This window comes from Alkalihalobacillus phoenicis (genome assembly GCF_047302405.1).
GTDB lineage: Bacteria > Bacillota > Bacilli > Bacillales > Bacillaceae_D > Alkalihalobacillus.
On the sequence record NZ_CP154853.1, the window covers coordinates 3,038,154 to 3,060,379 of the forward strand.

Genomic DNA, 22,226 nt, shown 5'->3' on the forward strand with positions numbered 1-22,226 from the left:
TCTAGTTCTTAAATCATCTCCAAAAACATCGTGCTCGGGTTCTCCAAATATTGAATCACTTGTTTCAAGAAATAAGCAGCCATCGCTCCATCAAGGATTCGATGGTCAAAACTTAAACTTAATCCAAGCATATCTCGTATCTCTATTTTGTTATCATCAACTACAATCGGTTTTTTCTGGATGCGATGAATGCTTAATATCGCCGCTTCGGGATGATTGACAACAGGTGTACCGAATAGTCCCACCCCTGTCGAGCCGATATTAGTGACAGTAAACGTCCCACCTGTCATTTCGGAGACAGATAATTTCTGATTGCGTGCTTTCTCAACTAATTGCGAAATTTCTTTGGCCATATGAAGCAAACTTTTTTCATCCGCATTCTTCACAACTGGCACAACAAGTCCTTTCTCTGTATCCGTTGCCACGCCAATATGATATTGGTATTTTAAAATAATCTCTTCTGTCTCATCATCTAAAGAAGAGTTTAAGTAAGGGAATTTTTTCAAAGCAGATACTGCTGCTTTAATGACAAATGGAAGATACGTTAATTTCACATCATTCTCTAAAGCATATTCACGCATTTCTTTACGTAGCTGAACGAGTTGCGTCACATCGATTTCTTCCATAATATTAGAATGAGCTACTGTACTCGTTGAGGTCGTCATTTTTTTTGCAATACTACGACGTAATCCTCTTAACGGTATTCTTTCTTCTTTTAATCCGTTGCCTACAAGTTGCTCGAGTTCACGATTTAACGAAACTATTTTTTCTTGTTCATTCACTTCTGCAGTTGCCGCTACTAATTTCTCCACTTGCTCGTCTGAAGAGTCATTGTGATTTATAAAATTCTCAACATCTGCTTTGAGAACTCGACCGTTTTCTCCACTTCCCTTCACTTGCTGAAGGTCGATTTTATTTTCGCGGGCCAAACGTCGAACTGTTGGTGTCGCAATGACTCTTCTTTTTCCTACTATAGTCTGTTCGGCTGGTTTGGCACTCGTTGCTATTTGATTATTTGATCGTCTTGGCTCCTCTTGCTTTCTTGGCTCCTTTTTGTTAACTTCTTCTAAATCAAAACTTATAATAACAGAGCCAACCTCAGCCACATCTCCTTCATTAAATAATATCTCTTTTACATTTCCTGATACAGGTGAGGTGATTTCAATTAAGGCTTTATCCGTTTGAATTTCAGCTATTAACTGTTCCTCATCAACTTTTTCACTTTGCTCGACAAACCATTTAATAATTTCACCTTCTGCGATCCCTTCCCCAACATCAGGTAATTTAAATTCATAGACCATTTTTTCCCCACCTTTTCCTTAATAATTTAAAACCTTATGAATCGCTTCTCTCAATCGGTCTTCATTTGGCATCCATTCTTTTTCGATTTGCGAGAACGGGTAAGGTGTATCAAAACCTGTCACTCTCTCAATTGGACATTCTAAATATAAAAAGGCCTCTTCCATAATTTTCGTTGCGACTTCACTACCAAAACCACCTGTTTTTACGGCTTCATGCATTACGATAGCACGTCCTGTTTTTTTCACAGATTGTATAATCGTATCGACGTCTAATGGCACTAATGAACGTAAATCAATGACTTCACACGAGATGCCTTTTTCTACTTTCATTTTTTCGGCCACTTGTTTCGCTGTCGTAACAGGGGCTCCCCAGCTAATAATCGTAACATCTTCTCCTTCTAAGGAAACATTCGCTTGACCGAGTGGAATTTGATACATCTCTTCAGGTACTTCATCCCGAATCGAACGGTAAATTCGCATCGGTTCAAAAAAGACAACGGGGTCAGGGTCGTTAATCGCTGAAATTAACAAACCTTTTGCATCATATGGATTACTTGGAATAACAACCTTTAGACCTGGTGTGTGAGCAAAAAAGGCCTCATAGCTATCACAATGTAGCTCTAATGCATGAACTCCTCCTCCAAATGGTCCTCGCACGACCATTGGAACTGAAAATTGACCTTGAGTACGTGTTCTGACTCGAGCCGCTTGGGAACATAGTTGATCCATTGCTGAATAAATAAAGCCCATAAATTGCATTTCAACAATCGGTTTAAAACCATTCACAGCTAACCCAATCGCCGTCCCGACCATACCTGACTCAGCAATTGGTGTATCAACAACTCGAGTATCTCCATGCTTTTCTTGCAATTTGTCGGTTACACGAAAAACGCCTCCGTTCTTCCCAACATCTAACCCTAAGACCATAACCGTCGAATCCTTTTCCATTACTTGATCCAACGCTTCATTGATTGCTTGAACAATTGTTTTTTGTGCCATGATATTCCCTCCTTCTACTTTTTCACAAAATATAAATTCTCGACTTGCTCTTTTTGTCGTTTTAATTCATCTGTCGGCTCTTCAAATACATGTTCAAATACATCTAATAGTTCTGTTTTAGGAGTAGCTTCTGCCTCTTTTAAGGCCTGATTAATTAATTCTTTCATTTCACCTACCTTCACTTGTTCTTCTTCCTCCGACCAAAGTTCTTGCTTAATTAGAAATTTTTTATACAAGGCTACTGGATCGCGTTTTTCCCATTCCTTCGATTCTGTATCTTCACGATATCTAGTTGGATCATCAGAAGTTGTGTGTGGACCAACCCGATATGTTAACGCTTCAATTAATGTTGGACCTTCTCCACTTCGAGCACGTTCAACGGCTTCTTTTGTCACTTGATAAACGGCTAACACATCATTTCCATCTACACGAACACCATTCATACCGTACGCTACTGATTTCTGAACAACCGTCTCAGATGCCATTTGTTTTTCAATCGGGACACTAATCGCCCATTGATTGTTGATGCAAAGAAAAACAGTAGGTGTTTTATAAACGGATGCCATGTTCAACCCTTCATGGAAATCACCTTTGGACGTCCCTCCGTCTCCAAAGGTAGCTAAAGATACACGATCTTCTCCTTTTAACTTGCTCGCCCAACTAGCTCCTACTGCATGCAAGATTTGTGGGGGAATCATGATCGCTAATGGAAAAATATTAACTCCGTCGGGAATCTGACTTCCATTTTTATGCCCCATCGTATAAAGAAGAGCACTCTTCATGTCCTTTTCGAATGCAAAACAAGCAGCTAAATCACGTCCATAAGGGAACAACCAATCACCTTTTTCTAGATTATAGACACTGCCAATTTGTGCGGCTTCTTGCCCTTTGAAAGGAGGATAAGTTCCTATCCTACCTTGTCTTTGGAGACGAAAAGCACGTTCATCAAATAAACGTGCTAACAGCATTTTTTGATAAAGTTCTCTTAATTGCTCATTAGATAAATCAACTGTTGCCCCTTCTTGTAATCCTCCATCATCATCCATAACTCGAACTAATTTTTTATAGTTTTCCATGTCTTTCCCTCCTATTAATAGTGATAAATATCTTCAATTAACCCAGTTAGTTTTTTCGCCGACTGTTCAAATGCTCTCTTTTCTTCAATCGTCAATTCCCATTCAATCACTTTTTGAATTCCTTCTTGATTACACAGTATAGGTACGCCAATACTTACATCATGTAAGCCATATTCTCCATCAAGAAGCGAGGATCCTATAATTAAACTTTCTTCCTTTTTTGATAACGCCTTTACCACTTCCACTATTCCAACCCCAGTTGTCCACCCCGTTGTTCTGGCCACATTTAATTGGTTGAACTTGACGAACCAGCTCTTAATCTCAGAGACAATCTTCTTTTTTTCTTGTTCCTTTATTTCAAATCTTTCATTTTTCTTTTTGACATGAGAGAAAACCGGAACCTGTGTTTCGCCATGCTCACCAATGACTGGACTAAAGAGCTGTTCCTTTTGATTCAGGACTTTATTTATAGCCCAAGCAAAACGACTAGAATCATTTAGTGTATAGCCAATTAATTGGTTTCTTTTAAAAGAGAATTTTTTATGCAAATAATAATTTAAGACGTCTACTGGATTTGATGCCGTAATAATGATGGCATTAGGAGCATATTTAGAAATATTACGTCCAATCACATCAAATATTTTTAAATTATCTTGCAAATAAGCATCCCTCGATGTTTCATCATTTCGATTAGGTACCCCCGCTGTAATAATAATGATAGAAGAACCTTCGAGATCAGAATATTCGCCACGATAAATCGACTTATGAGGATAAGCATTTTCAAAATCCATAATATGATTATCAAGAAGCGATTCATTTACATCGATGAGACACAATGTATCAGCATAATCTTCTAAGGCAACCATCATCGCCGCACTTGCTCCAAGTGTTCCAGCTGCCCCTATAATTGATATTTTTTTCATCAATTTAACCTCACTTAATATGTTATTTTTCCAACAATAAATATCATTATATTCAGTATTTTTCATCTATTTTAAATATTCGGATACGAATTGATTCTCTTCCTTCATTTTGATTAAATGATATATTAAAAGATTAACTGGTACATTAATTCCATGGTCTCTTGCAATTTTTACAATTGCTCCATTTAAAAAATCAATCTCTGTTTTTCTCCTATTCTCAATGTCTTGAACCATAGATGGAATATGATTACCAGCTACACTTTCAGGAAAAACATTTTTAATCATTATTAAAATTTCACTTTTGATTAACTTTATCTTCTCTGCATGAGCTACAGATATTATCTCATCTACTATTAAACTAATTAGCTCATCTATTTTTGCGTATTTTCCAATCGAGCCTACTGTTTGATTTTGCAAAGTACATATTGTATTAAGTACACAATTAAACGCTAACTTTTTCCAAATCAAATGAAGCACATCATCTGATTTTTCCGTCCTTATTTTAGATTGATTAAATAAATCAATAATTGAATCTAATTCTTCGGAATGACTACCATTTAATAACATGGCTTGAACATTCCCCGTTCCTTCAGCTATTATTTTTCCTGGACCTAACAGTTTAGTCCCATAAGTAGTTACTCCAATAATGAGTCTATTTTTTGGAACATAGTTATTTAATATTTCAATATGCCCTAAACCATTTTGTAAAGTTAATAGTAGAGTATTGTTTCCTATTAAATGTTTACAACTATTAATCATAGCTTCTGTATCCATAGTTTTTGTGAAAATAATCAAAAGGTCGACAAAACCGATTGTATTTTCAGGATACGAGGCTTCTAAATAATATATTTTACTACCACTCTCACTTTTCACTTCAAGACCAGATTGATTTATTACTTCAATATGGTCAGCCCATCGATCAATTAATATAATTTCATTATTGGTCTCTGATAATAATGCTCCAAAACGACACCCCATTGCACCTGCACCAGCAATGCCAATTTTCATCATCAGTCCTCCTAAGCAAATCTTAATCAATTAAAAACATGACAGTACTAGGAATAAATGTTATGACCAATAAAATTAAGATCATCACTAATATAGGGATAAATGCCTGCCTAGAAACCTTTTCAATATTAGCTCCCCCTACACTTGCTGCAGTGAACAAACACATCCCAAAAGGAGGGGTGACTAAACCAATTGCTGTACCAACTGTTACAACGATACCAAAGTGTACAGGGTCCATGCCTAGACTTGTGACTACTGGAAGAAATAAAGGAACTAATATTATTAATACAGCTGCTGTTTCCATAAATAAGCCAATTAATAGGATTAAGCCAATTATTACAAGTATGATGATGATTGGATTATCCGATAGTGCTAAAAGAGTTTGAACCATCTGTTGAGGAATGCCTTCAGCTGTTAAAACCCAAGCTAACAAAGTAGCAGTAGCAATTAAAAACATAACATTAGCTGTCATTTTTGCAGAGCTTAGAAAAATAGAAAATAGATCTTTTATTTTCAAATCTCGATAGATAAATATGCCTACAAATAAAGCATAAAAAACAGCAACTGCAGCAGATTCCGTTGGTGTAAAAATCCCCCCGAAAACGCCCCCAATTAATATAATCGGTGTTACCAATGCCCATACAGAGTTTTTGAAAGAATTCCACAATTCCTTGATGGAAAATGGACTACTATCTGAAGAAATGCCCTGCCTCTTAGATAAAAAGTAGAATAAAATAATAAGAGCAATTCCTACAAGAATTCCGGCAGATAATCCAGCTCTATACAAATCTGCAACTGATGCTCCCGTTAAACTACTATAAATAATAAAAGAAATACTTGGTGGCAGTATTACTCCTAATGGACTTCCTGTAGCAACTATAGATGTTGCAAAGTTCCTATCATAACCTTTCTGAACCATCGCAGGAATCATTAAGCTGCCAATAGTAGCTGCTGTAGCGACCCCACTTCCAGATATTGCCGAAAAAAACAAACACCCTATTATAGCTACTATTCCTAACCCACCACTAACTCTTCCTACAATAGAACTTGCTAACCGTATCATTCTAGTTGCAAGCCCACCCTTTCCCATAATATCTCCAGCAAGTATGAATAAAGGGATTGCCAATAATGCTGTTACGTTTACTCCACTTATCAATTGCTGTGAAACAATATTAATGGGTATACCGCTAAACAAAATATATATTAATGAAACTGATGCAATAGTTATTGCTACCGGCAAACCAATAGCCATCAATATAAAAGCTAAAATCAGGATAATCCAAATCATTTGAGCTCCTCCCCCTTCTTATTTTTTTGTAATAATAAATAAAGAAGGTGAAAAGCCATTATAATACAGGCAACAGGTAAAGCTGCATAAATATAACTCATTGATATTCCTATATTTGGTGATCGTTGAGCAATAACTAACAACATTGTTTGCCATCCAATTACAATCAGCATTACGCTAAAAATAAACGAGTATAGAAGTTTAAACTTATTCAAGAATCCATTTATTTTAGGCTTTAAATTCTGTACTAAATCAATCTTAATCATTGATTTATCTTTAATAGTGACAGCAGCCCCCAAAAAAACTAACCAAATTACAGAAAAGCGTGCCAGTTCATCAGTCCAAAAAGTACCTGTATTAAAAACAAACCTTGCCGTAACTTGTATAAACATAGCGATAAATATAACAAACAGAAGATAAGAAATTAAATGTCTACAAATAAGGTCAACGATAAAGCTTACTTTACTTAATACTTTCATTATTGTCTCACCTTCTTATTGATTTAAAATTCAATAAAGTTTTACTAGAATCACCAACCCATTTGATTAATTTAGATCTTTTATCCTTTGAAAATACTGTTCACCAAATTTTTCACTATATTTATTTTGAGTATTCTGTACACTGTTCATAAAACTCTCTTTATCTACTTCATTTATTTCCATACCTTTTTCAATTAGCAGTGCTTCTAAATTTTCTAATTCTGCATAATTATGCACTCTTATCTTTTCAGCGGCATCAATTGCTGATTCTCTAATAATTTCTTGAATTTCATCAGATAGTTTATTAATGTTTATATCACTGCCCATTAGGGTATTGATGGCAATTATATGTTCTGTTAGTGAAAGATATTTCTGTACCTCAAATACATTTTGAGTATAATTAATAGTGTAGTCATTTTCTTGACCATCGATTGCTCCTTGTTGCATTGCAGTGAAAGTATCTCCCCAGTTCATTCCAGTAGCAGTTGCTCCCATTTCATTTATCGTATCTAAATATGCCGCACTCTCTATCACACGAATCGTAAGCCCTTTCATATCTTCAGGTGAATAAACAGGTCGAATAGAATTCGTTACACTTCTAAATCCTCTTGGAATAAATGCATATGTTGTAATACCAATTTTTTCTGTCTCATTTAATAAATCATTTGCGATATCAGAATCTAAAAATTTATCAACATGGTCCCAATCTTCAAAAAGATATGGTATATCTAAGACACCAAATTCAGTAACAAAGTTCGAAACAGGAGGAGTTGTTATTACTGCCATGTCCAGATTTCCAAATGTCATTGCTTCTATTAATTCCCTTTCCTCTCCAAGTTGTGCATTAGGAAAAATCTCTATTTTCACTTTTCCATCTGTACGTTCTTCTACCAAATCCTTAAACTCTAAAGCAAGTAAATGATATGGATTTGTTTCGGTTGCAATGTGTCCTAACCTTAAAGTTACTTCCTCGTCAGAAGTACTAGCATTTGTATCACCACAACCAAACAAAAATACAACTAACGAAAGAGTAAAAAATACAACTATTTTTTTCATTATAAAGCCCTCCTTTTATTTTTAACGACATTAGTCGTAATTGAATAATCAAGTATTACTTTCTCTAAAAGATTCCTTGAGGGGTTTTAATGATTGCTTTTGAGATTTCATTTGAAACCTGCAATAGTTTATATAAAACATCTTCTTTGTTTTTTTTCATACGAGAAGTAGCCCCAGATGCACTAATAGAAGCTATAATGTTATCACTGTGTCCCTTAATAGGAACCGCAAAACAAGTTAGCCCTTCGACCATTTCCTCATTATCTGATGCAAAACCATTCAAACGAACTTCTTTAATGTTCTCTATAAAACGTTCAGAACTTCTGATTGTATGATCGGTATAGCTTTTATGAGTAGTTTCCCTCCAATATTTCAATATCACTTCATCTGTTTCTTGACTAATTAATAATTTTCCAGAAGCAGTAGAATAAAGCGGCGCCGTCCAACCAATATGTGAACCCATGTTTATATCTTCTCTTGATTCCACCTTATCAATAAAAGTGGCTAAATTTTGATTTTTAACAACTAAGTGAATAGTCTCGTTTAGCTCTACAGCTAATGTTTCTAAAAAAGGGTGACATATCGTTTTTATGTCCATTCTTTGCAGTGCAAGTGATGCTAAATTAATTGTTTGCATTCCGATTTTATATTCACCCGACTTACTATCAATTTCTAACAATCCTTTATGTCTTAATGTATATAAAATTCTATAAAGGTTTGTTCGATTTAAATTTGATTTTGCCTCTAATTCCTTCGGTGTTAATGAAATATGATGCTCAAATAAACTTAATACATCTATTGCATTTGACAAAGTCTTTAATATATATTGATCATCCATAGAGAAACCCCCATCTTCAATGTTCACACTCCGAACATTAAGTTCATTTTGAGAATAAAAAATATTACACTTAAAATAAATGTCAAACTATACATTGTTCATATAGTGAACTACATGTTCATCATAGAAATATAGAAACCTCTAGTCTTTTATTATTTCACCCGTCTACCTAGTATCCCTTCACATGTAAATGTATACGTTTACAACACTTAGATTATCACCTCAAGATTTGTTAAGTCAATATATATTTTAAATATTTTAACTTTTCTGTCTTATGAAATTCTTGATTTACCTGAAAACGTAACTTTTATTTTATGTACCATCAATACTAAAAAGAACAAGTATATCTCACGTATCGACACCTTTAGTGGATATTCTTTTATTTCATACTTTTATCTGATTGCAAATAATCTTGTTTAACTCTATACTTCTCTTAATATTCAGATTAAAATTGAGACACAATTCCGGAGGGAACTCATGTATAAGAAATATATCCAGCACCTTCCCCTTAAACTGCAAATCACTTTATTTTCCACTTCCATTGTTGCAGTTGTATTAATAATTTCGGCCTTTTCTTATTACAAAATATTGTCCGATTCGATAGAAGAATCAATTGGTGAAAACGCTCTAGAATTAACCCATTTTCTATCAAATCTTCCAGCTGTAAGAGAAGCATTAAAGGAAGATGGCTCATATTCAGAAATTGAATATATGTATCATCAATACTTAGACAAAGCTGATGATGAAATTATGATCGTTTTAGTTGATCAAACCGGTGTACGAAAATTTCATCCTAATCAATCCTTAATCGGTCAAACCGTAACTGGCGATGATGTTGACCGAGCTCTTCAAGGTGAATCATACATATCAAGAGCAGAAGGTATTTCAGGTCCGACATTAAGGACTTGGGTCCCTGTGATTGATCCAGATACAAATGAACAGCTTGGGGTAATCGCAATTGGTTATCTAAAACAAAATATTAATAACTTTATTCAAAGAAACTTAGATTCTATTATCTTAGGTCTATTTATAGCATTCTCAATCGGAATCATCGCCTCCATCATGCTATCTAGTCAGATTAAGAAAATCTTATACAATCATGAACCTGACGAAATTGCCAAGCTCTTTATCGAAAGAGAGAAGATTTTTGAATCCTTAAATGAAGGAATTATCGTATTTGACAAGAAGAATAAACTAAGGTTAATTAACCAATCGGCCAAAGATATTCTATCTCTCCCAAACGATTTAGATAATGAAAGCCTCTATAATTTGGTGAAAGATTTTTCCATCATAAAAGATAACTCGAACGTTGAAACAAAAGATTTAGAGCTTAATGTCCATAACACTCCTGTTTTAGCGAATCATTACCCGATGAAAAACAGTGATGAACAAATATGGGGCCATATTATTACATTTAGTGACATTTCAGAAGTGCGTCATATGGCTGAAAAGCTAACCGGTGTTCAACAATATGTCGATGGTCTTCGTGCCAAAACGCACGAGTTCTCAAATAAATTACAAACGATAACTGGTTTAATCGAGCTACAATGTTATGATGAAGTATTAGAATATGTCTCTAATACAAATAAGCAGCAACAGCAACTACTAGAATATTTAACTCGTAACATATTAGAGCCAAAAATTCTTGGCTTATTATTAGGAAAAACTCAACAAGCACTTGAGCTAAATGTGTCATTAAAAATATCACCAGGAAGTCATATTCATCGACTACCAGCTAACATCTCTGTTGATAGTTTAGTCCTTATCATGGGCAACCTCTTACAAAATTCAATTGATGCTGTCAAAAACCAGCCTAACGGTGAAGTCCACTTAACGCTTTTAGATAAAAATGATGTAATTACGATTTTAATAGAAGATAATGGAAGCGGTATCACCGAAAACGACGTCCCTTATATTTTTGACAAAGGACATTCTTCCAAAGGAACATTAGGTTTCGGGTTATACTTAGTAAAGCATCATACAGAAAATCTATTAGGTGGTGAAATCCACTTTTCTCAAGAAGATGGTACCTGTTTCACTGTTCGTATTCCCAAACAAAAAGGAGTGATGTCATGATTTCTACGCTCATTGTCGAGGACGATCCTATGGTAGCTAAAATTAATGCCGATTATTTAAAGAGACTCCCAACATTCAACCTGATTGGCTTAGTTCAAAATGGTAAAGAGGCGATTCAGCAGGTGAGCGAATTAAAGCCACAACTTCTTTTATTAGATGTCTTTATGCCAGGTATGAATGGCATTGAACTGCTAAAAGAGATGCGAACAAACCGATTAGATACTGATGTCATCTTAATTACAGCAGCGGATGAACCCCATATTATTGAAGAAGCGATGAGGTTAGGGATCGTAGACTGCATTTTAAAACCATATGGCTATGAGAGATTTCAAACTTCACTTACCTTTTATGAAAAACGGAATTACATTTTTGATAAATCGAAAAAAATTAGTCAAGCGGATTTGGATCAACTCTACCTTTCATCAAATAACGAACCAATGGAATTACCAAAAGGAATTGACTCAGTTACGTTAAAACTAATCAGAGAACAATTAGTACAATCGGACTCTTCATATACGATACAAGAACTGAGTCAAGCCGTTAAAATCTCTACTTTAACCGTTAGAAAATATTTAGAATACCTGACACAACTTGATGAAATCGAATTAGATCTAGAATACTCAGAGAAAGGGAGACCAAAGAAACTATATTCTATCAAAAGGTAGATTCTTTATTATGTGCTTCTTTTGAAACGCTTACATCACATTGTAAGCTCTTCTTTTTTTTGCTTCTTTCTCATCACTATTTTTAAGATAAGTGGCCCAATAATAAAGAGGATAATCAGTGTTAAAAGCACGATTGAAATGGTACTACTAATAAAAATATTCATATTCCCATTTGAAATATTTAGCGCTTGCCTAGCTGACATTTCTAATCTAGGTGTTAAGACAAAAGCTAATAGAAGTGGTGCAATTGGATAATCATTGGATTGCAGTAAAAAGGCAATCACTCCAGCAATAATCATAACCCAAACATCAAACATATTGTTATTGACACTATAAGTTCCAACCATACAAATGATTGTAATAATTGGGACCATTAATGAATTCGGTACTAGTATGACCTTCATCAAAAAAGGAATTAAAGCCAAACCTGCTAATAAACCAATGATGTTCCCTATATACATGGAAGAAATGAGGCCCCAGACAAAATCAGGATTGCTTGTAAATAACAACGGTCCAGGGTCAAGTCCCCACATAATGAGACCACCTAATAATATCGCCGTTGTGGCTGAACCAGGAATACCGAGTGATAATAATGGAACAAAGGCACTTACCGAGGCTGCATTGTTCCCTGACTCTGCGGCGGCAACTCCTTCGATGGCCCCTTTTCCCATTTCCTTTTTATTTTTCCCTACACGTTTTTCAAGGACATAGGAGAGTAGTCCAGCTGTAGTTGGACCGGCTCCAGGTAGCACCCCTAAAATCGTACTTAAACTACTAGAACGAATCCAAGGAAGAAAACTTCTTTTCACATCTTCTTTATTTGGAATACTTTCCTTAATCGTTATTTTTGTCTTGTGGTTTGCTTTTAGTTTAGTGGCAGCCATTGAGATCACTTGACTAAACCCAAACATTCCAATCACCATTGGAACTAAAGCTAGACCACTTAACAAATTATCGGATCCAAAGGCAAACCGTGCTTGACCTGATATTGTATCCACTCCAACCGTTGCAAGTAGAATCCCTAATGCGGTTGCGACAATACCTTTTGCTGGTTGATCCCCGAGTAGCCACCCTACTGAACAAAGAGCTAATAGAATTATTAAAGCAATTTCAGCAGGTCCAAAAGCCAAACCAAAATCCGCCAACATAGGGCCCAGAAATGTTAGAGCGATAATTCCGATGGTCCCCCCAACAAAGGAAGCAAGGTTAGCAGAAAATAATGCTTTTCCTGCTTTTCCTTTTTGGGTCATCGGATACCCATCTAATGATGTTGTAATAGACGGGGCATCACCAGGTATATTTAATAAAATCGCACTATAAGCTCCACCATACATACACCCATAATAGACAGCAGCAAGCATGATAATCCCTGTAACTGGCTCCATTCCAAAAGTTAAAGGAAGCAATAGAGCTATCCCTAAAGGTGTTCCTAGGCCTGGGATAGAGCCAATAAAGATTCCAAGTAAGGCTCCAATTAAAGCAGCTAAGAAGTTTTGAAGCGTAATCGCTTGAGCAAATCCATTTATAAGAAGCTCTAATGTTTCCATTCTTTTCCTACCTTCCCTATATTCCGATCAGTCCTTGTGGAAGTGGAACATTTAATGAGATTTTAAAAACGACGTAAATCACCCCAGTTGTTGTTAGACTGTAAATGGAAGCACGTGTCATTGGATATCGTTCTACGATTCTTAACCAAATAGCCGTAAATATGGCGATTGAAAGAATCATTCCAATAACTTGAATTAAACCCATCATGATTAAAATTCCGATAACCGGATAAATATGCCTTTTATTTAAATTGGACTTTTGTTTCGTATTTTTCATAAAGATAATCAAACTACATAAAGTTAATATCGCTCCTCCAATAGTCGGAATAAAACCACTCCCTGGAGTACTTGCTGTCCAAAAGTCATAGCGATATAACCCTAGAAAAACAGCCATTATTCCAAAAATGAAAAGACAACCAGAAAGCAGCCTAGTCATGAAAACAACCCCTTTGTTTTCAAAGTTTTATATGTTCCTTACTCTATTAAGCCCATTTCTACTGCTGCTTGATAATACATATCAAATACTTCTTGATAATAAACTTCACTTTCCTTAGCATTTAAATACTCAGATGTGAGCTCATATCTTTCCACATAATCTTTTTGCCACTTCTCTGTTTCATGAGCCTTTTTTAAAACATCCTCCCAAAAAGCTATCTCCTCATCGGTTAGATCAGGCGGCCCTACATAACCTCTAAAAGAAGTAACTTGAATATCTCCATATCCTAGTTCTTCAAAAGTAGGTACATCTGACAACACACCACTTAAGCGCTCACTAGAAGATGAAACGAGTGCTTTTAATTGTCCGGCTTCAATTTGAGATTGGACTTCATTTGGATTTGCAAGATTAACATCAATATGGTTACCTAACAATGAAGCAAGACTTTCACCACCGCTGTCAAATGGAATATACTTCAACTCAGTTTCTCCAAATTTATTAATTAAATGACTTAAAATATGAAGTTCAGTTCCTTGCCCTGTCCCACCAATCGTAACCGTATCCGGATTCTCCCGTGCATAATCTATTAGCTCTTCAAAACTATCAAAAGGACTATCGTTATTGACTACGAGTAAATAACTATCAAGCGTAAGTGTTCCAAGTGGAGTAAAATCTTCTAACGTAATATTGTTTTGATTAATAATTGGACTTATGATTTGACTGGAATTCCAGGTTAAGATCGTATTGTTAGCTCCACTTTTGTTATATACATAAGAGTGAGCAACAGCTGTACTCCCACCTGGTTTATTAACAACCATAATATTTCGATCAATTAAATCATTTTCTTTAATCGTTTCCGCAAGAATTCTTGCATTAATGTCACTTCCTCCACCCGTACTTGCAGGGACAATGAGCTCAACATTTCCATCTAATTTTACTCCCGCTTCTCCATCTGCCTGTGTATCACCGGATGAACACCCAACTAATATCATCGAAAAAATGCCAACAATGAGCAGACAAACATAGTTTAGCCTCACAAATGCTCTCCCCTTTTAATTAAATTTTTTGGGCAATTAAACAAATTCCTTCACAATCGTTCTCTCCGCTAATTCTTCATCAATTTCAATCCCTATACCAGGCTCTGTTGGTGCTAATAAATAAACGCCACCTTCATCTCTTACTTCTTTAAATTCTGGCCCTTTAATCAGTTTGTCTTGGAAATAATCTCGGTCGGTCGCAAAATACTCCACCCATTTTACATTAGAGTTTCCTATCGCTAAATGAACATGAATTTGCTGTAAGTTCCATGGTGAAATCGGAATATTGTATGCGGTTGCAAAATTGTAAATCCTTAACCAATCGGTGATTCCCCCAGTTGCCATCGCATTAGGTTGAATAATATCAACTGCTTTCTTTTCTATTAATTGTCTAAAGTCATTCAAGCCACTATGCTGCTCTCCACCAACGACATACGTATGACCAGCGAGCTCTCTTACTCTTGCATATCCATTAATATCTTCAGGAGAAACAGGTTCCTCAATCCAATACAGATTGAACTTTTCCCATTTTTTCACTTGCTGTATAGCTGTTTCCGTATCCCAGGAACCATTTATATCGACCATTAATTTCACATCGTCACCAACCGCTTCCCGAACGGCCTCAACCCGTTTATCTGCTTCTTTTAATGAGACTGCCGATAAACCACCTCTAATTTTTATTGCGGTATGTCCGTTTTCTACATATTCTACAGCCACTTGTGCCAACTCATCTGGTGGAAGCTGGTGCCCTACATTCGCATACGTTAAAACACGGTCTCGTTTGTTTCCAAATAATTCAGCTAAAGGAACATTTAATAATTTCGCTTTAATATCCCATAAGGCAAAATCAACGGCCGCCACACAATCTCTAATCATTCCTCGCATTCCAAATCGCCAAGGGGCATCATACATTTTCCACCAGAGCTTTTCATTATGCAGTGGATTTTCTCCTAAAATTAAGTTGCGAAAATTTCTTTTTAACAAGGTAACCGCAATATCACTGGCAACGCCATGTGGAAATATTGGTGTACTTAAAAACCCTGTCCCACTTACACCATGATCAGTTTCTACATTGACAATGACAATCTCATGTCCACTAAAAGCCATATCTGATTTCCCCATCTGTACATATCTTTCAACCGTCATATCCGTTATTTTCATTCTGTTCTCCTAGCCTGTTTAGTCAAAACTAAATTTTGCTAGAATACCTCCCTTGTTTTTAAATTCCACTCCCCAAAAGAAAACGCTTTCTTTTAAATCCCTTGATGTCATTATAAGACCCTTCACTAAGGAAAACCTCTTTAAAAATCTTTCTTTTACTTTAAAAAAGTTTAAAGAATAAGGAACATACGTACTTATATAAACTTTATAAAAACACAAAAAGGCACAGCATTGAATCACTTTCAATTGAATCCTCATCACTTAATCTCCTATGTGAATAGTGCGAATTAAAAGCAGAAAAGAACTCATATATAATGGTCAATTCAAAGCAAAATAAAGCACTCTTTTTAACTATACGGCCTTATGACATTTATATTCGTATAAATATCATACAAAAAAGAGCCATTCTACAAGAATCGCACATCTTGTGGAATCGCTCTATTTCCCTGTCGTTTTGAGGGCTGTCATACCATTTCAATCAAAATGGAAATTAAAAACATAGCCTTTTCTTATTTGAATATTTTTTTGAACGCCTTAAAAAATGTTGTACGCTGATAAATTTTATAATGACTATTTTTTTTCGGAGTCGTAATCCATCCATAAGTTTTAGGTGTTCGAACTCCTGGGCGATGAACGACATAATGTTTGACACTTGTTTTCGCTGAAATTCTCTGTTTTAAACTAAGTTTTCTTATTCCCACTTTCATATTATCAGCCCCTCATCTTTTTGCGGTAAAGACTAAGATGCTACTCTAACATTCATTTCGACGTAAAAAGGTTCAATCCTTGTCTAAATTCCGAATAAATCGTTCAAATTTATTTATACGATACTACTTTTTACAACCGAGACCGCTAAGTGTTTTTTTGCTATAAATGTTAAAGCCTTGATAACTGAAAGGAGGAACCTTCAATTCCTACTATCGATTCGTGTAATACTTTATTTTCGTGTAATACTTTATTTTCGAGCAATGCAAGTATTATGTACTGTAACACATTAATTGGAACACTATTCCCAAACTGTTTCCATGCTTGACCATCACTGACTGGAATTTTAAAGTCCTCTGGAAACCCTTGAATTCGGGCACATTCCCTTGGTGCCAATTTACGAACTCGACCGTTAATCAGATAACAACCCGTTTTGCTTCCAGGCCCGCCTCCTTGTGCAGATAAAGTAACCGCATGGCCTAGCTCACTATAAATACGCTCACCCTGTCCTCCTTTATTAATCGTCCCAACTCGAACAGGCTTTAAAATATACTCCATTAGTAAAGATTCGGCCGGTACTTTATCAAAGTCAACGGTCATATCGTCCCTTTTGATCACATAATGGTCTGTTTTCTCATCATGTAAAAGGTAATCTCTTAAAATGACACGGTCATTAGGAGGTTTCGGAAAGGCAAAAGACTCGACTTGTAAATCTTTCCGAATCGCCACCATATAAATTCGTTCTCTATTTTGCGGTAGACCAAATTGACTCGCATTAAGAACTTGATGCCAAAATTGATAGCCAATCTGCTCAAGTGTTTCTCTGACTGTATTTAATGTATTCCCTTGATCATGAGTGGCAAAATTACGGACATTTTCCATCAAAACAAGCTTCGGTTGATGATGCTTCACAATCCTTGCAACATCAAAAAACAGCGTTCCTCTCGTATCTTCAAATCCTTGTCTTTTTCCCGAGATACTAAATGGCTGACACGGAAAACCCGCACATAAAATGTCATGCTCTGGGATTTCGCTAGGCTCAATTTGTGTGATATCTCCTTCTGGATGGATGCCGAAATTTTCCGAATAAGTCGTTTGGGCATGCTTATCCCATTCAGATGCATAGACACATTCAGCCCCAAAAGACTTCATCGCCAAATGAAAACCACCAATACCAGCGAATAAATCGACATATTTCATCCCGTTTAAAGAGTGAGCAAACTCCGTCACATTAATCATTTTCAAATCCTCTTTCTTCGTCCAACTTCTATCCCATTATTTTAACACAAATAAAGAATTACTTTTATTTAAACCCTTTTCCTCTCCCCATGCTTCTGACTTTCTTTCCTAAACATCCATGCATCCGAATTTCACATGTTTTCACTCATAAAAAAGAGGCTAGATTAGCCCCCTTTTTTAATAATATAAAATTTTCACTTTCTCACACTTGTCGCATTGAACCATATACGTATCTCCCGAATAATGATGGTCACATTCGCCTTGAATTTGTTCAATTAATTTTTCTAGCTCTTTAATCGATGACTGGTATCCTAGAATTGTGGCCTTTAATTGATTCACCTTTATTTTAATCAGCCCCTATAAGTAGAGTTGACTGCCTTTTTCCCGAAACTCTTCGGATTTTTCTTTAAAGCCTTCTTTCACTTCCTCGTTGCTTTTTCGAATGTCATGAGAGATTCTCATGCTGCAAAACTTCGGTCCACACATTGAGCAAAAATGAGCCGTTTTGGCTCCTTCTGCTGGTAATGATTCATCATGAAAGGAAAGAGCTCTTTCAGGATCAAGTGATAAATTAAATTGGTCTCTCCAACGAAATTCAAATCGAGCTTTAGATAAAGCGTCATCTCGTTCTCTCGCATTTGGGTGACCTTTCGCCAAGTCAGCAGCATGGGCCGCTATTTTATACGTAATCACTCCTTCTCTTACATCATCACGATTCGGTAAGCCTAAATGCTCCTTAGGCGTCACATAACAAAGCATCGCCGTGCCATACCAACCAATCATCGCTGCTCCAATGGCTGATGTAATATGGTCATAACCTGGAGCAATATCCGTTGTCAACGGGCCAAGTGTATAGAACGGTGCTTCCTTACAAAGCTCGAGCTGTTTATCCATATTTTCCTTAATTAAATGCATCGGAACATGTCCTGGACCCTCGACCATGACTTGAACATCGTGTTTCCAAGCCCGTTCTGTCAATTCACCTAATGTTTCAAGCTCAGCAAATTGGGCTTCGTCATTAGCATCAGCAATCGAACCAGGTCTCAGTCCATCACCTAAGGAAATACAAATATCATAGGCTTTTAAAATCTCACAAATCTCTTCAAAATGCGTATATAAAAAGCTCTCTTCATGATGAGCTAAACACCATTGAGCCATAATTGCCCCGCCTCTTGAAACAATGCCCGTTACTCGCTCCACCGTTAATGGAATATATCTTAAAAGAACACCAGCATGAATCGTAAAATAATCAACGCCTTGTTCCGCTTGTTCGATTAAGGTATCACGATATACTTCCCACGTAAGGTCTTCTGCTACCCCATTCACTTTTTCTAATGCTTGATAAATCGGGACCGTTCCAAGCGGTACTGACGAATTTCGAATAATCCATTCTCTTGTCGTATGAATATTCTTTCCGGTTGAAAGGTCCATAATATTATCAGCTCCCCACCGTGTCGCCCAAATCATCTTTTCCACTTCTTCTTCAATCGATGAGGTCACAGCGGAGTTACCAATATTGGCATTAATTTTCACATGAAAGTTTCGCCCGATAATCATTGGTTCTGATTCGGGATGATTAATGTTGGCAGGAATAATCGCTCTCCCTTTTGCCACTTCATCTCTCACAAATTCAGGCGTCATTTTTTCACGAATCGCAATAAACTCCATTTCCGGGGTAATGATCCCTTTACGAGCATAATGAAGTTGTGTGACATTTTGGTTCGCTTTTGCTTTGAGTGGCCTTTGTTTCATTTCTGGTAATGGAACTGTATTTTTTGTTCTTCCATTATCCTCTGGTTTCATTTGCCGACCATCATACTCTTCACAGTCTCCACGTTCAGAAATCCAAGCCGAACGAATTCTTGGTAATCCTTTTTTTAAATCAACGTGATAGTTATCATCTGTATAAGGACCGCTCGTATCATAAACTTGCAACGGTTCATTTTCCACATTTATTCCATTTATGTTTGTTTCACTCAACTGAATCTCACGTACCGGCACTAAAAGATCCGGTCGTGAACCTTGCAAATACACTTTTTTACTTCCTTCAAAACTAGACATAATCGATAAATTCTTCTCATTCACTGAAGATGTTGACATTCTACTCGCTCCTTTGATTTGTAGTGGATCGATGTAGAACACGCCAAAAAAGCGGAGGCCGTTTGACTAGAAGCCACAAAAAAACCAGATCCAATACACATGAATGGACCTGGTTTACTTAACTCATAGAAGTTAAAAAAAAATTAAATAAACGACTAACTTCCCTACGCTGGCATGATCCAGATCAGGTCCAAAGAGTCAAAAAGTTTCAGCGCACTTCTCTCTCAGCCCAGCTCATTGGGCACCCCTAGCTACTTATATTAAGTTTCACAGAAATTATATACTTTTCCAAAAATTACGTCAACACAACATTTGTAATAGGTTGTTTTTAATGACCTTGTCTATTATTTTTGCCTAATCATTTCGTCTAACCCTAAAATGCGAATACGTTGATACGTCGCATAATGGGAACGATACAACAAATTACTCGCTTCTCGAACAGACAGTTCCTTTGAATATTGTACGAGAAATCTTTCTTCATCTTCTGTCCACCTTCGACCTATGTTTGGTGTTTCCAATTGATACAATTTCAACTCAAAGGCGAGATGTAATAATTCGGTTAACGATAATTGGTTCAAATCCATTAATTCAGTAATTGATAAATGTCCCCAATGTTCTTTGATCTGATTTTGATTATTCAATATTCACACCTCATAATACGTTACTCGTTTCATGGGCGACCAGTCTCTCTTTCATTTATATGATGAAATACCCTATCCGTTATACAACACATATCTACTCCCTCTTAATTGTACCACAGCACAAAAAGTAAAATTGGGCATTTTATTGAACACCTTAAATTCGAAAAACATGAGCCTTTAAAGTTTGTAAATTATTAACATCATTTCTTTTCTCTCTTTTGAAAAGGATATAAATAAGGAAACTCATTTTAGGTCGTAATTGAAAAAGGAATTTTATCAATTTTGTCCTTTCTGCATATACAATATTAATGATATATGTTAAATTATAAGCAAATAAGATGATTTTTTTAGACAAACCACATTTTTTGTCCTCTGCAAATAAACATTTGTTTCTATGGATTGTAACCAAAAAAATGATGAGGAGATGATCATATGTCAAGCAACACATTACAACAATTTCTATCTACTAATTTAAATGATTTAAAAGAAAAAGGTCTTTATAACACTATTGATTCTCTAGAAAGTGCAAACGGTCCCATTATCAAAATTGATGGCAGAGAGTTAATTAACTTATCTTCTAATAACTATCTCGGCCTTGCAACAGATGAACGCTTAAAAGAAGCCGCAACTAAAGCAATCGCTGATTTTGGAGTTGGCGCTGGAGCCGTTCGTACGATTAACGGAACCTTAAAATTACATGATGAACTAGAAGAAAAATTAGCCGAGTTTAAGCATACAGAAGCCGCAATTGCCTATCAATCAGGATTTAACTGTAATATGGCTGCCATTTCAGCTGTAATGGATAAAAATGATGCGATTCTTTCTGATGAATTAAACCATGCATCGATTATTGATGGTTGTCGTCTTTCTAAAGCAAAGATCATTCGCGTTAAGCACTCTGATATGGAAGACTTACGTCAAAAAGCAAAAGAAGCGACAGAGTCTGGTTTATACAACAAAGTAATGGTCATTACTGACGGTGTATTCTCAATGGATGGAGATATCGCAAAACTTCCAGAAATCGTACAAATCGCCGAAGAGTTTGATTTAATCACATATGTCGATGATGCCCATGGGTCAGGGGTTCTTGGTAATGGTGCCGGAACAGTAAAACATTTTGGTTTATCTGACAAAGTAGATTTCCAAATTGGAACCCTTTCAAAAGCAATTGGTGTTGTCGGAGGTTATGTAGCAGGTAAAAAAGATTTGATTGACTGGTTAAAAGTTCGTAGCCGTCCGTTCCTTTTCTCAACAGCCCTAACCCCAGCCGATATAGCTGCTTCCATTAAAGCAGTTGAGGTGTTATCAAACAGCACAGAGCTACAAGAGAAGCTTTGGGCAAACGGAGATTATTTGAAAAAAGGTCTAAAAGAACTCGGATTTGACATCGGTGAAAGCGAAACACCAATTACTCCTTGTATTATCGGTGATGAAGTGAAAACACAAGAATTCAGTAAACGTCTAAATGAAGAAGGCGTCTACGCAAAATCGATTGTTTTCCCAACTGTCCCACAAGGTACTGGTCGTGTTCGTAATATGCCAACAGCCGCACATACAAAAGAAATGTTAGATGAAACGATTGCGATTTATCAAAAAGTCGGAAAAGAAATGAACATTATCTAAAAACATTAACTTCAAAACGGATGAGCGG

At 36.1% G+C, this 22,226-nt stretch carries 21 protein-coding genes and 1 riboswitch; of the genes, 3 read left to right on the forward strand and 18 right to left on the reverse strand.

Going from position 1 to position 22,226, the window contains the following annotated elements:
• Positions 1–8: 8 nt before the first annotated feature.
• The 9 genes from AA0017_RS14400 to AA0017_RS14440 form a co-directional block, all read right to left on the reverse strand.
• The gene (locus tag AA0017_RS14400; protein WP_413375456.1) at positions 9–1,301 is read right to left on the reverse strand and encodes a dihydrolipoamide acetyltransferase family protein; all 1,293 of its coding nucleotides are present in this window, start codon (positions 1,299–1,301) and stop codon (positions 9–11) included.
• A gap of 18 nt (positions 1,302–1,319) precedes the next feature.
• On the reverse strand, positions 1,320–2,300 hold the full coding sequence (locus tag AA0017_RS14405; RefSeq protein WP_413375458.1) for an alpha-ketoacid dehydrogenase subunit beta: 981 nt from the start codon (positions 2,298–2,300) through the stop codon (positions 1,320–1,322).
• Between the two features lie 14 nt (positions 2,301–2,314).
• Entirely contained in the window at positions 2,315–3,376 is a 1,062-nt protein-coding gene (gene pdhA, locus AA0017_RS14410) for a pyruvate dehydrogenase (acetyl-transferring) E1 component subunit alpha (RefSeq protein WP_413375460.1), read from the reverse strand.
• A gap of 14 nt (positions 3,377–3,390) precedes the next feature.
• Entirely contained in the window at positions 3,391–4,299 is a 909-nt protein-coding gene (locus AA0017_RS14415; protein WP_413375462.1) for a malate dehydrogenase, read from the reverse strand.
• Between the two features lie 66 nt (positions 4,300–4,365).
• Positions 4,366–5,307 carry a ketopantoate reductase family protein gene (locus AA0017_RS14420; protein WP_413375464.1) on the reverse strand — a complete coding sequence of 314 codons (942 nt, stop codon included), beginning with the start codon at positions 5,305–5,307 and terminating at the stop codon, positions 4,366–4,368.
• Positions 5,308–5,329: 22 nt separating this feature from the next.
• Positions 5,330–6,595: a TRAP transporter large permease gene (locus AA0017_RS14425; protein WP_413375466.1), complete on the reverse strand. Its 1,266-nt coding sequence runs from the start codon at positions 6,593–6,595 to the stop codon at positions 5,330–5,332.
• Complete coding sequence (locus AA0017_RS14430) at positions 6,592–7,074, reverse strand: TRAP transporter small permease (protein WP_413375468.1); 483 nt, start codon at positions 7,072–7,074, stop codon at positions 6,592–6,594. Before AA0017_RS14430 ends, AA0017_RS14425 begins: the two co-directional genes overlap by 4 nt.
• Before the next feature lie 66 nt (positions 7,075–7,140).
• On the reverse strand, positions 7,141–8,130 hold the full coding sequence (locus AA0017_RS14435) for a DctP family TRAP transporter solute-binding subunit (RefSeq protein WP_413375470.1): 990 nt from the start codon (positions 8,128–8,130) through the stop codon (positions 7,141–7,143).
• 64 nt (positions 8,131–8,194) lie between these two features.
• Positions 8,195–8,968 (reverse strand): IclR family transcriptional regulator, encoded by a 774-nt coding sequence (locus AA0017_RS14440; RefSeq protein WP_413375472.1) that lies wholly within the window; start codon positions 8,966–8,968, stop codon positions 8,195–8,197.
• Positions 8,969–9,445: 477 nt separating this feature from the next.
• Between AA0017_RS14440 and AA0017_RS14445 the strand changes: the two genes are divergently transcribed.
• Complete coding sequence (locus AA0017_RS14445) at positions 9,446–11,044, forward strand: ATP-binding protein (RefSeq protein WP_413375474.1); 1,599 nt, start codon at positions 9,446–9,448, stop codon at positions 11,042–11,044.
• Complete coding sequence (locus tag AA0017_RS14450) at positions 11,041–11,709, forward strand: response regulator (protein WP_413375476.1); 669 nt, start codon at positions 11,041–11,043, stop codon at positions 11,707–11,709. The genes AA0017_RS14445 and AA0017_RS14450 overlap by 4 nt, the downstream gene beginning before the upstream one ends.
• Before the next feature lie 35 nt (positions 11,710–11,744).
• Here AA0017_RS14450 and AA0017_RS14455 read toward each other — a convergent pair whose 3' ends face one another.
• The 9 genes from AA0017_RS14455 to AA0017_RS14495 all read right to left on the reverse strand — a co-directional run bounded on the left by AA0017_RS14455 (position 11,745) and on the right by AA0017_RS14495 (position 20,575).
• Entirely contained in the window at positions 11,745–13,256 is a 1,512-nt protein-coding gene (locus AA0017_RS14455) for a tripartite tricarboxylate transporter permease (protein WP_413375478.1), read from the reverse strand.
• Between the two features lie 16 nt (positions 13,257–13,272).
• A complete protein-coding gene (locus AA0017_RS14460; protein ID WP_413375480.1) occupies positions 13,273–13,692 on the reverse strand; it encodes a tripartite tricarboxylate transporter TctB family protein in 420 nt (139 codons plus the stop codon).
• Between the two features lie 38 nt (positions 13,693–13,730).
• Complete coding sequence (locus AA0017_RS14465) at positions 13,731–14,729, reverse strand: tripartite tricarboxylate transporter substrate binding protein (RefSeq protein WP_413375482.1); 999 nt, start codon at positions 14,727–14,729, stop codon at positions 13,731–13,733.
• Between the two features lie 36 nt (positions 14,730–14,765).
• Positions 14,766–15,890 (reverse strand): mandelate racemase/muconate lactonizing enzyme family protein, encoded by a 1,125-nt coding sequence (locus AA0017_RS14470; RefSeq protein WP_413375484.1) that lies wholly within the window; start codon positions 15,888–15,890, stop codon positions 14,766–14,768.
• A gap of 509 nt (positions 15,891–16,399) precedes the next feature.
• Entirely contained in the window at positions 16,400–16,597 is a 198-nt protein-coding gene (locus AA0017_RS14475) for a hypothetical protein (RefSeq protein WP_413375486.1), read from the reverse strand.
• 169 nt (positions 16,598–16,766) lie between these two features.
• Positions 16,767–17,834 (reverse strand): DNA cytosine methyltransferase, encoded by a 1,068-nt coding sequence (locus tag AA0017_RS14480; RefSeq protein WP_413375488.1) that lies wholly within the window; start codon positions 17,832–17,834, stop codon positions 16,767–16,769.
• Between the two features lie 177 nt (positions 17,835–18,011).
• Entirely contained in the window at positions 18,012–18,173 is a 162-nt protein-coding gene (locus AA0017_RS14485) for a serine protease (protein ID WP_413375490.1), read from the reverse strand.
• An 18-nt stretch (positions 18,174–18,191) separates the two neighbouring features.
• Positions 18,192–19,934 (reverse strand): phosphomethylpyrimidine synthase ThiC, encoded by a 1,743-nt coding sequence (thiC, locus tag AA0017_RS14490; protein WP_413375492.1) that lies wholly within the window; start codon positions 19,932–19,934, stop codon positions 18,192–18,194.
• Positions 19,935–20,078: 144 nt separating this feature from the next.
• A riboswitch (TPP riboswitch) is annotated at positions 20,079–20,193 on the reverse strand.
• 85 nt (positions 20,194–20,278) lie between these two features.
• Positions 20,279–20,575, reverse strand: coding sequence for a hypothetical protein (locus tag AA0017_RS14495; RefSeq protein ID WP_413375494.1), 297 nt, complete (start codon positions 20,573–20,575; stop codon positions 20,279–20,281).
• 432 nt (positions 20,576–21,007) lie between these two features.
• On the opposite strand from AA0017_RS14495, the gene AA0017_RS14500 reads away from it, so the two are divergent.
• Entirely contained in the window at positions 21,008–22,198 is a 1,191-nt protein-coding gene (locus AA0017_RS14500) for a glycine C-acetyltransferase (RefSeq protein ID WP_413375496.1), read from the forward strand.
• Positions 22,199–22,226 lie beyond the last annotated feature (28 nt).

Coding starts and splice junctions, on each gene's coding strand:
- pdhA (WP_413375460.1), bottom strand. CDS start 3,376: ATGGAAAACTATAAAAAATTAGTTCGAGTTATGGATGATGATGGAGGA.
- AA0017_RS14420 (WP_413375464.1), bottom strand. CDS start 5,307: ATGAAAATTGGCATTGCTGGTGCAGGTGCAATGGGGTGTCGTTTTGGA.
- AA0017_RS14500 (WP_413375496.1), top strand. CDS start 21,008: ATGTCAAGCAACACATTACAACAATTTCTATCTACTAATTTAAATGAT.
- AA0017_RS14450 (WP_413375476.1), top strand. CDS start 11,041: ATGATTTCTACGCTCATTGTCGAGGACGATCCTATGGTAGCTAAAATT.
- AA0017_RS14445 (WP_413375474.1), top strand. CDS start 9,446: ATGTATAAGAAATATATCCAGCACCTTCCCCTTAAACTGCAAATCACT.
- AA0017_RS14435 (WP_413375470.1), bottom strand. CDS start 8,130: ATGAAAAAAATAGTTGTATTTTTTACTCTTTCGTTAGTTGTATTTTTG.
- thiC (WP_413375492.1), bottom strand. CDS start 19,934: ATGTCAACATCTTCAGTGAATGAGAAGAATTTATCGATTATGTCTAGT.
- AA0017_RS14460 (WP_413375480.1), bottom strand. CDS start 13,692: ATGACTAGGCTGCTTTCTGGTTGTCTTTTCATTTTTGGAATAATGGCT.
- AA0017_RS14475 (WP_413375486.1), bottom strand. CDS start 16,597: ATGAAAGTGGGAATAAGAAAACTTAGTTTAAAACAGAGAATTTCAGCG.
- AA0017_RS14470 (WP_413375484.1), bottom strand. CDS start 15,890: ATGAAAATAACGGATATGACGGTTGAAAGATATGTACAGATGGGGAAA.
- AA0017_RS14415 (WP_413375462.1), bottom strand. CDS start 4,299: ATGAAAAAAATATCAATTATAGGGGCAGCTGGAACACTTGGAGCAAGT.
- AA0017_RS14455 (WP_413375478.1), bottom strand. CDS start 13,256: ATGGAAACATTAGAGCTTCTTATAAATGGATTTGCTCAAGCGATTACG.
- AA0017_RS14400 (WP_413375456.1), bottom strand. CDS start 1,301: ATGGTCTATGAATTTAAATTACCTGATGTTGGGGAAGGGATCGCAGAA.
- AA0017_RS14480 (WP_413375488.1), bottom strand. CDS start 17,834: ATGATTAATGTGACGGAGTTTGCTCACTCTTTAAACGGGATGAAATAT.
- AA0017_RS14405 (WP_413375458.1), bottom strand. CDS start 2,300: ATGGCACAAAAAACAATTGTTCAAGCAATCAATGAAGCGTTGGATCAA.
- AA0017_RS14425 (WP_413375466.1), bottom strand. CDS start 6,595: ATGATTTGGATTATCCTGATTTTAGCTTTTATATTGATGGCTATTGGT.
- AA0017_RS14440 (WP_413375472.1), bottom strand. CDS start 8,968: ATGGATGATCAATATATATTAAAGACTTTGTCAAATGCAATAGATGTA.
- AA0017_RS14430 (WP_413375468.1), bottom strand. CDS start 7,074: ATGAAAGTATTAAGTAAAGTAAGCTTTATCGTTGACCTTATTTGTAGA.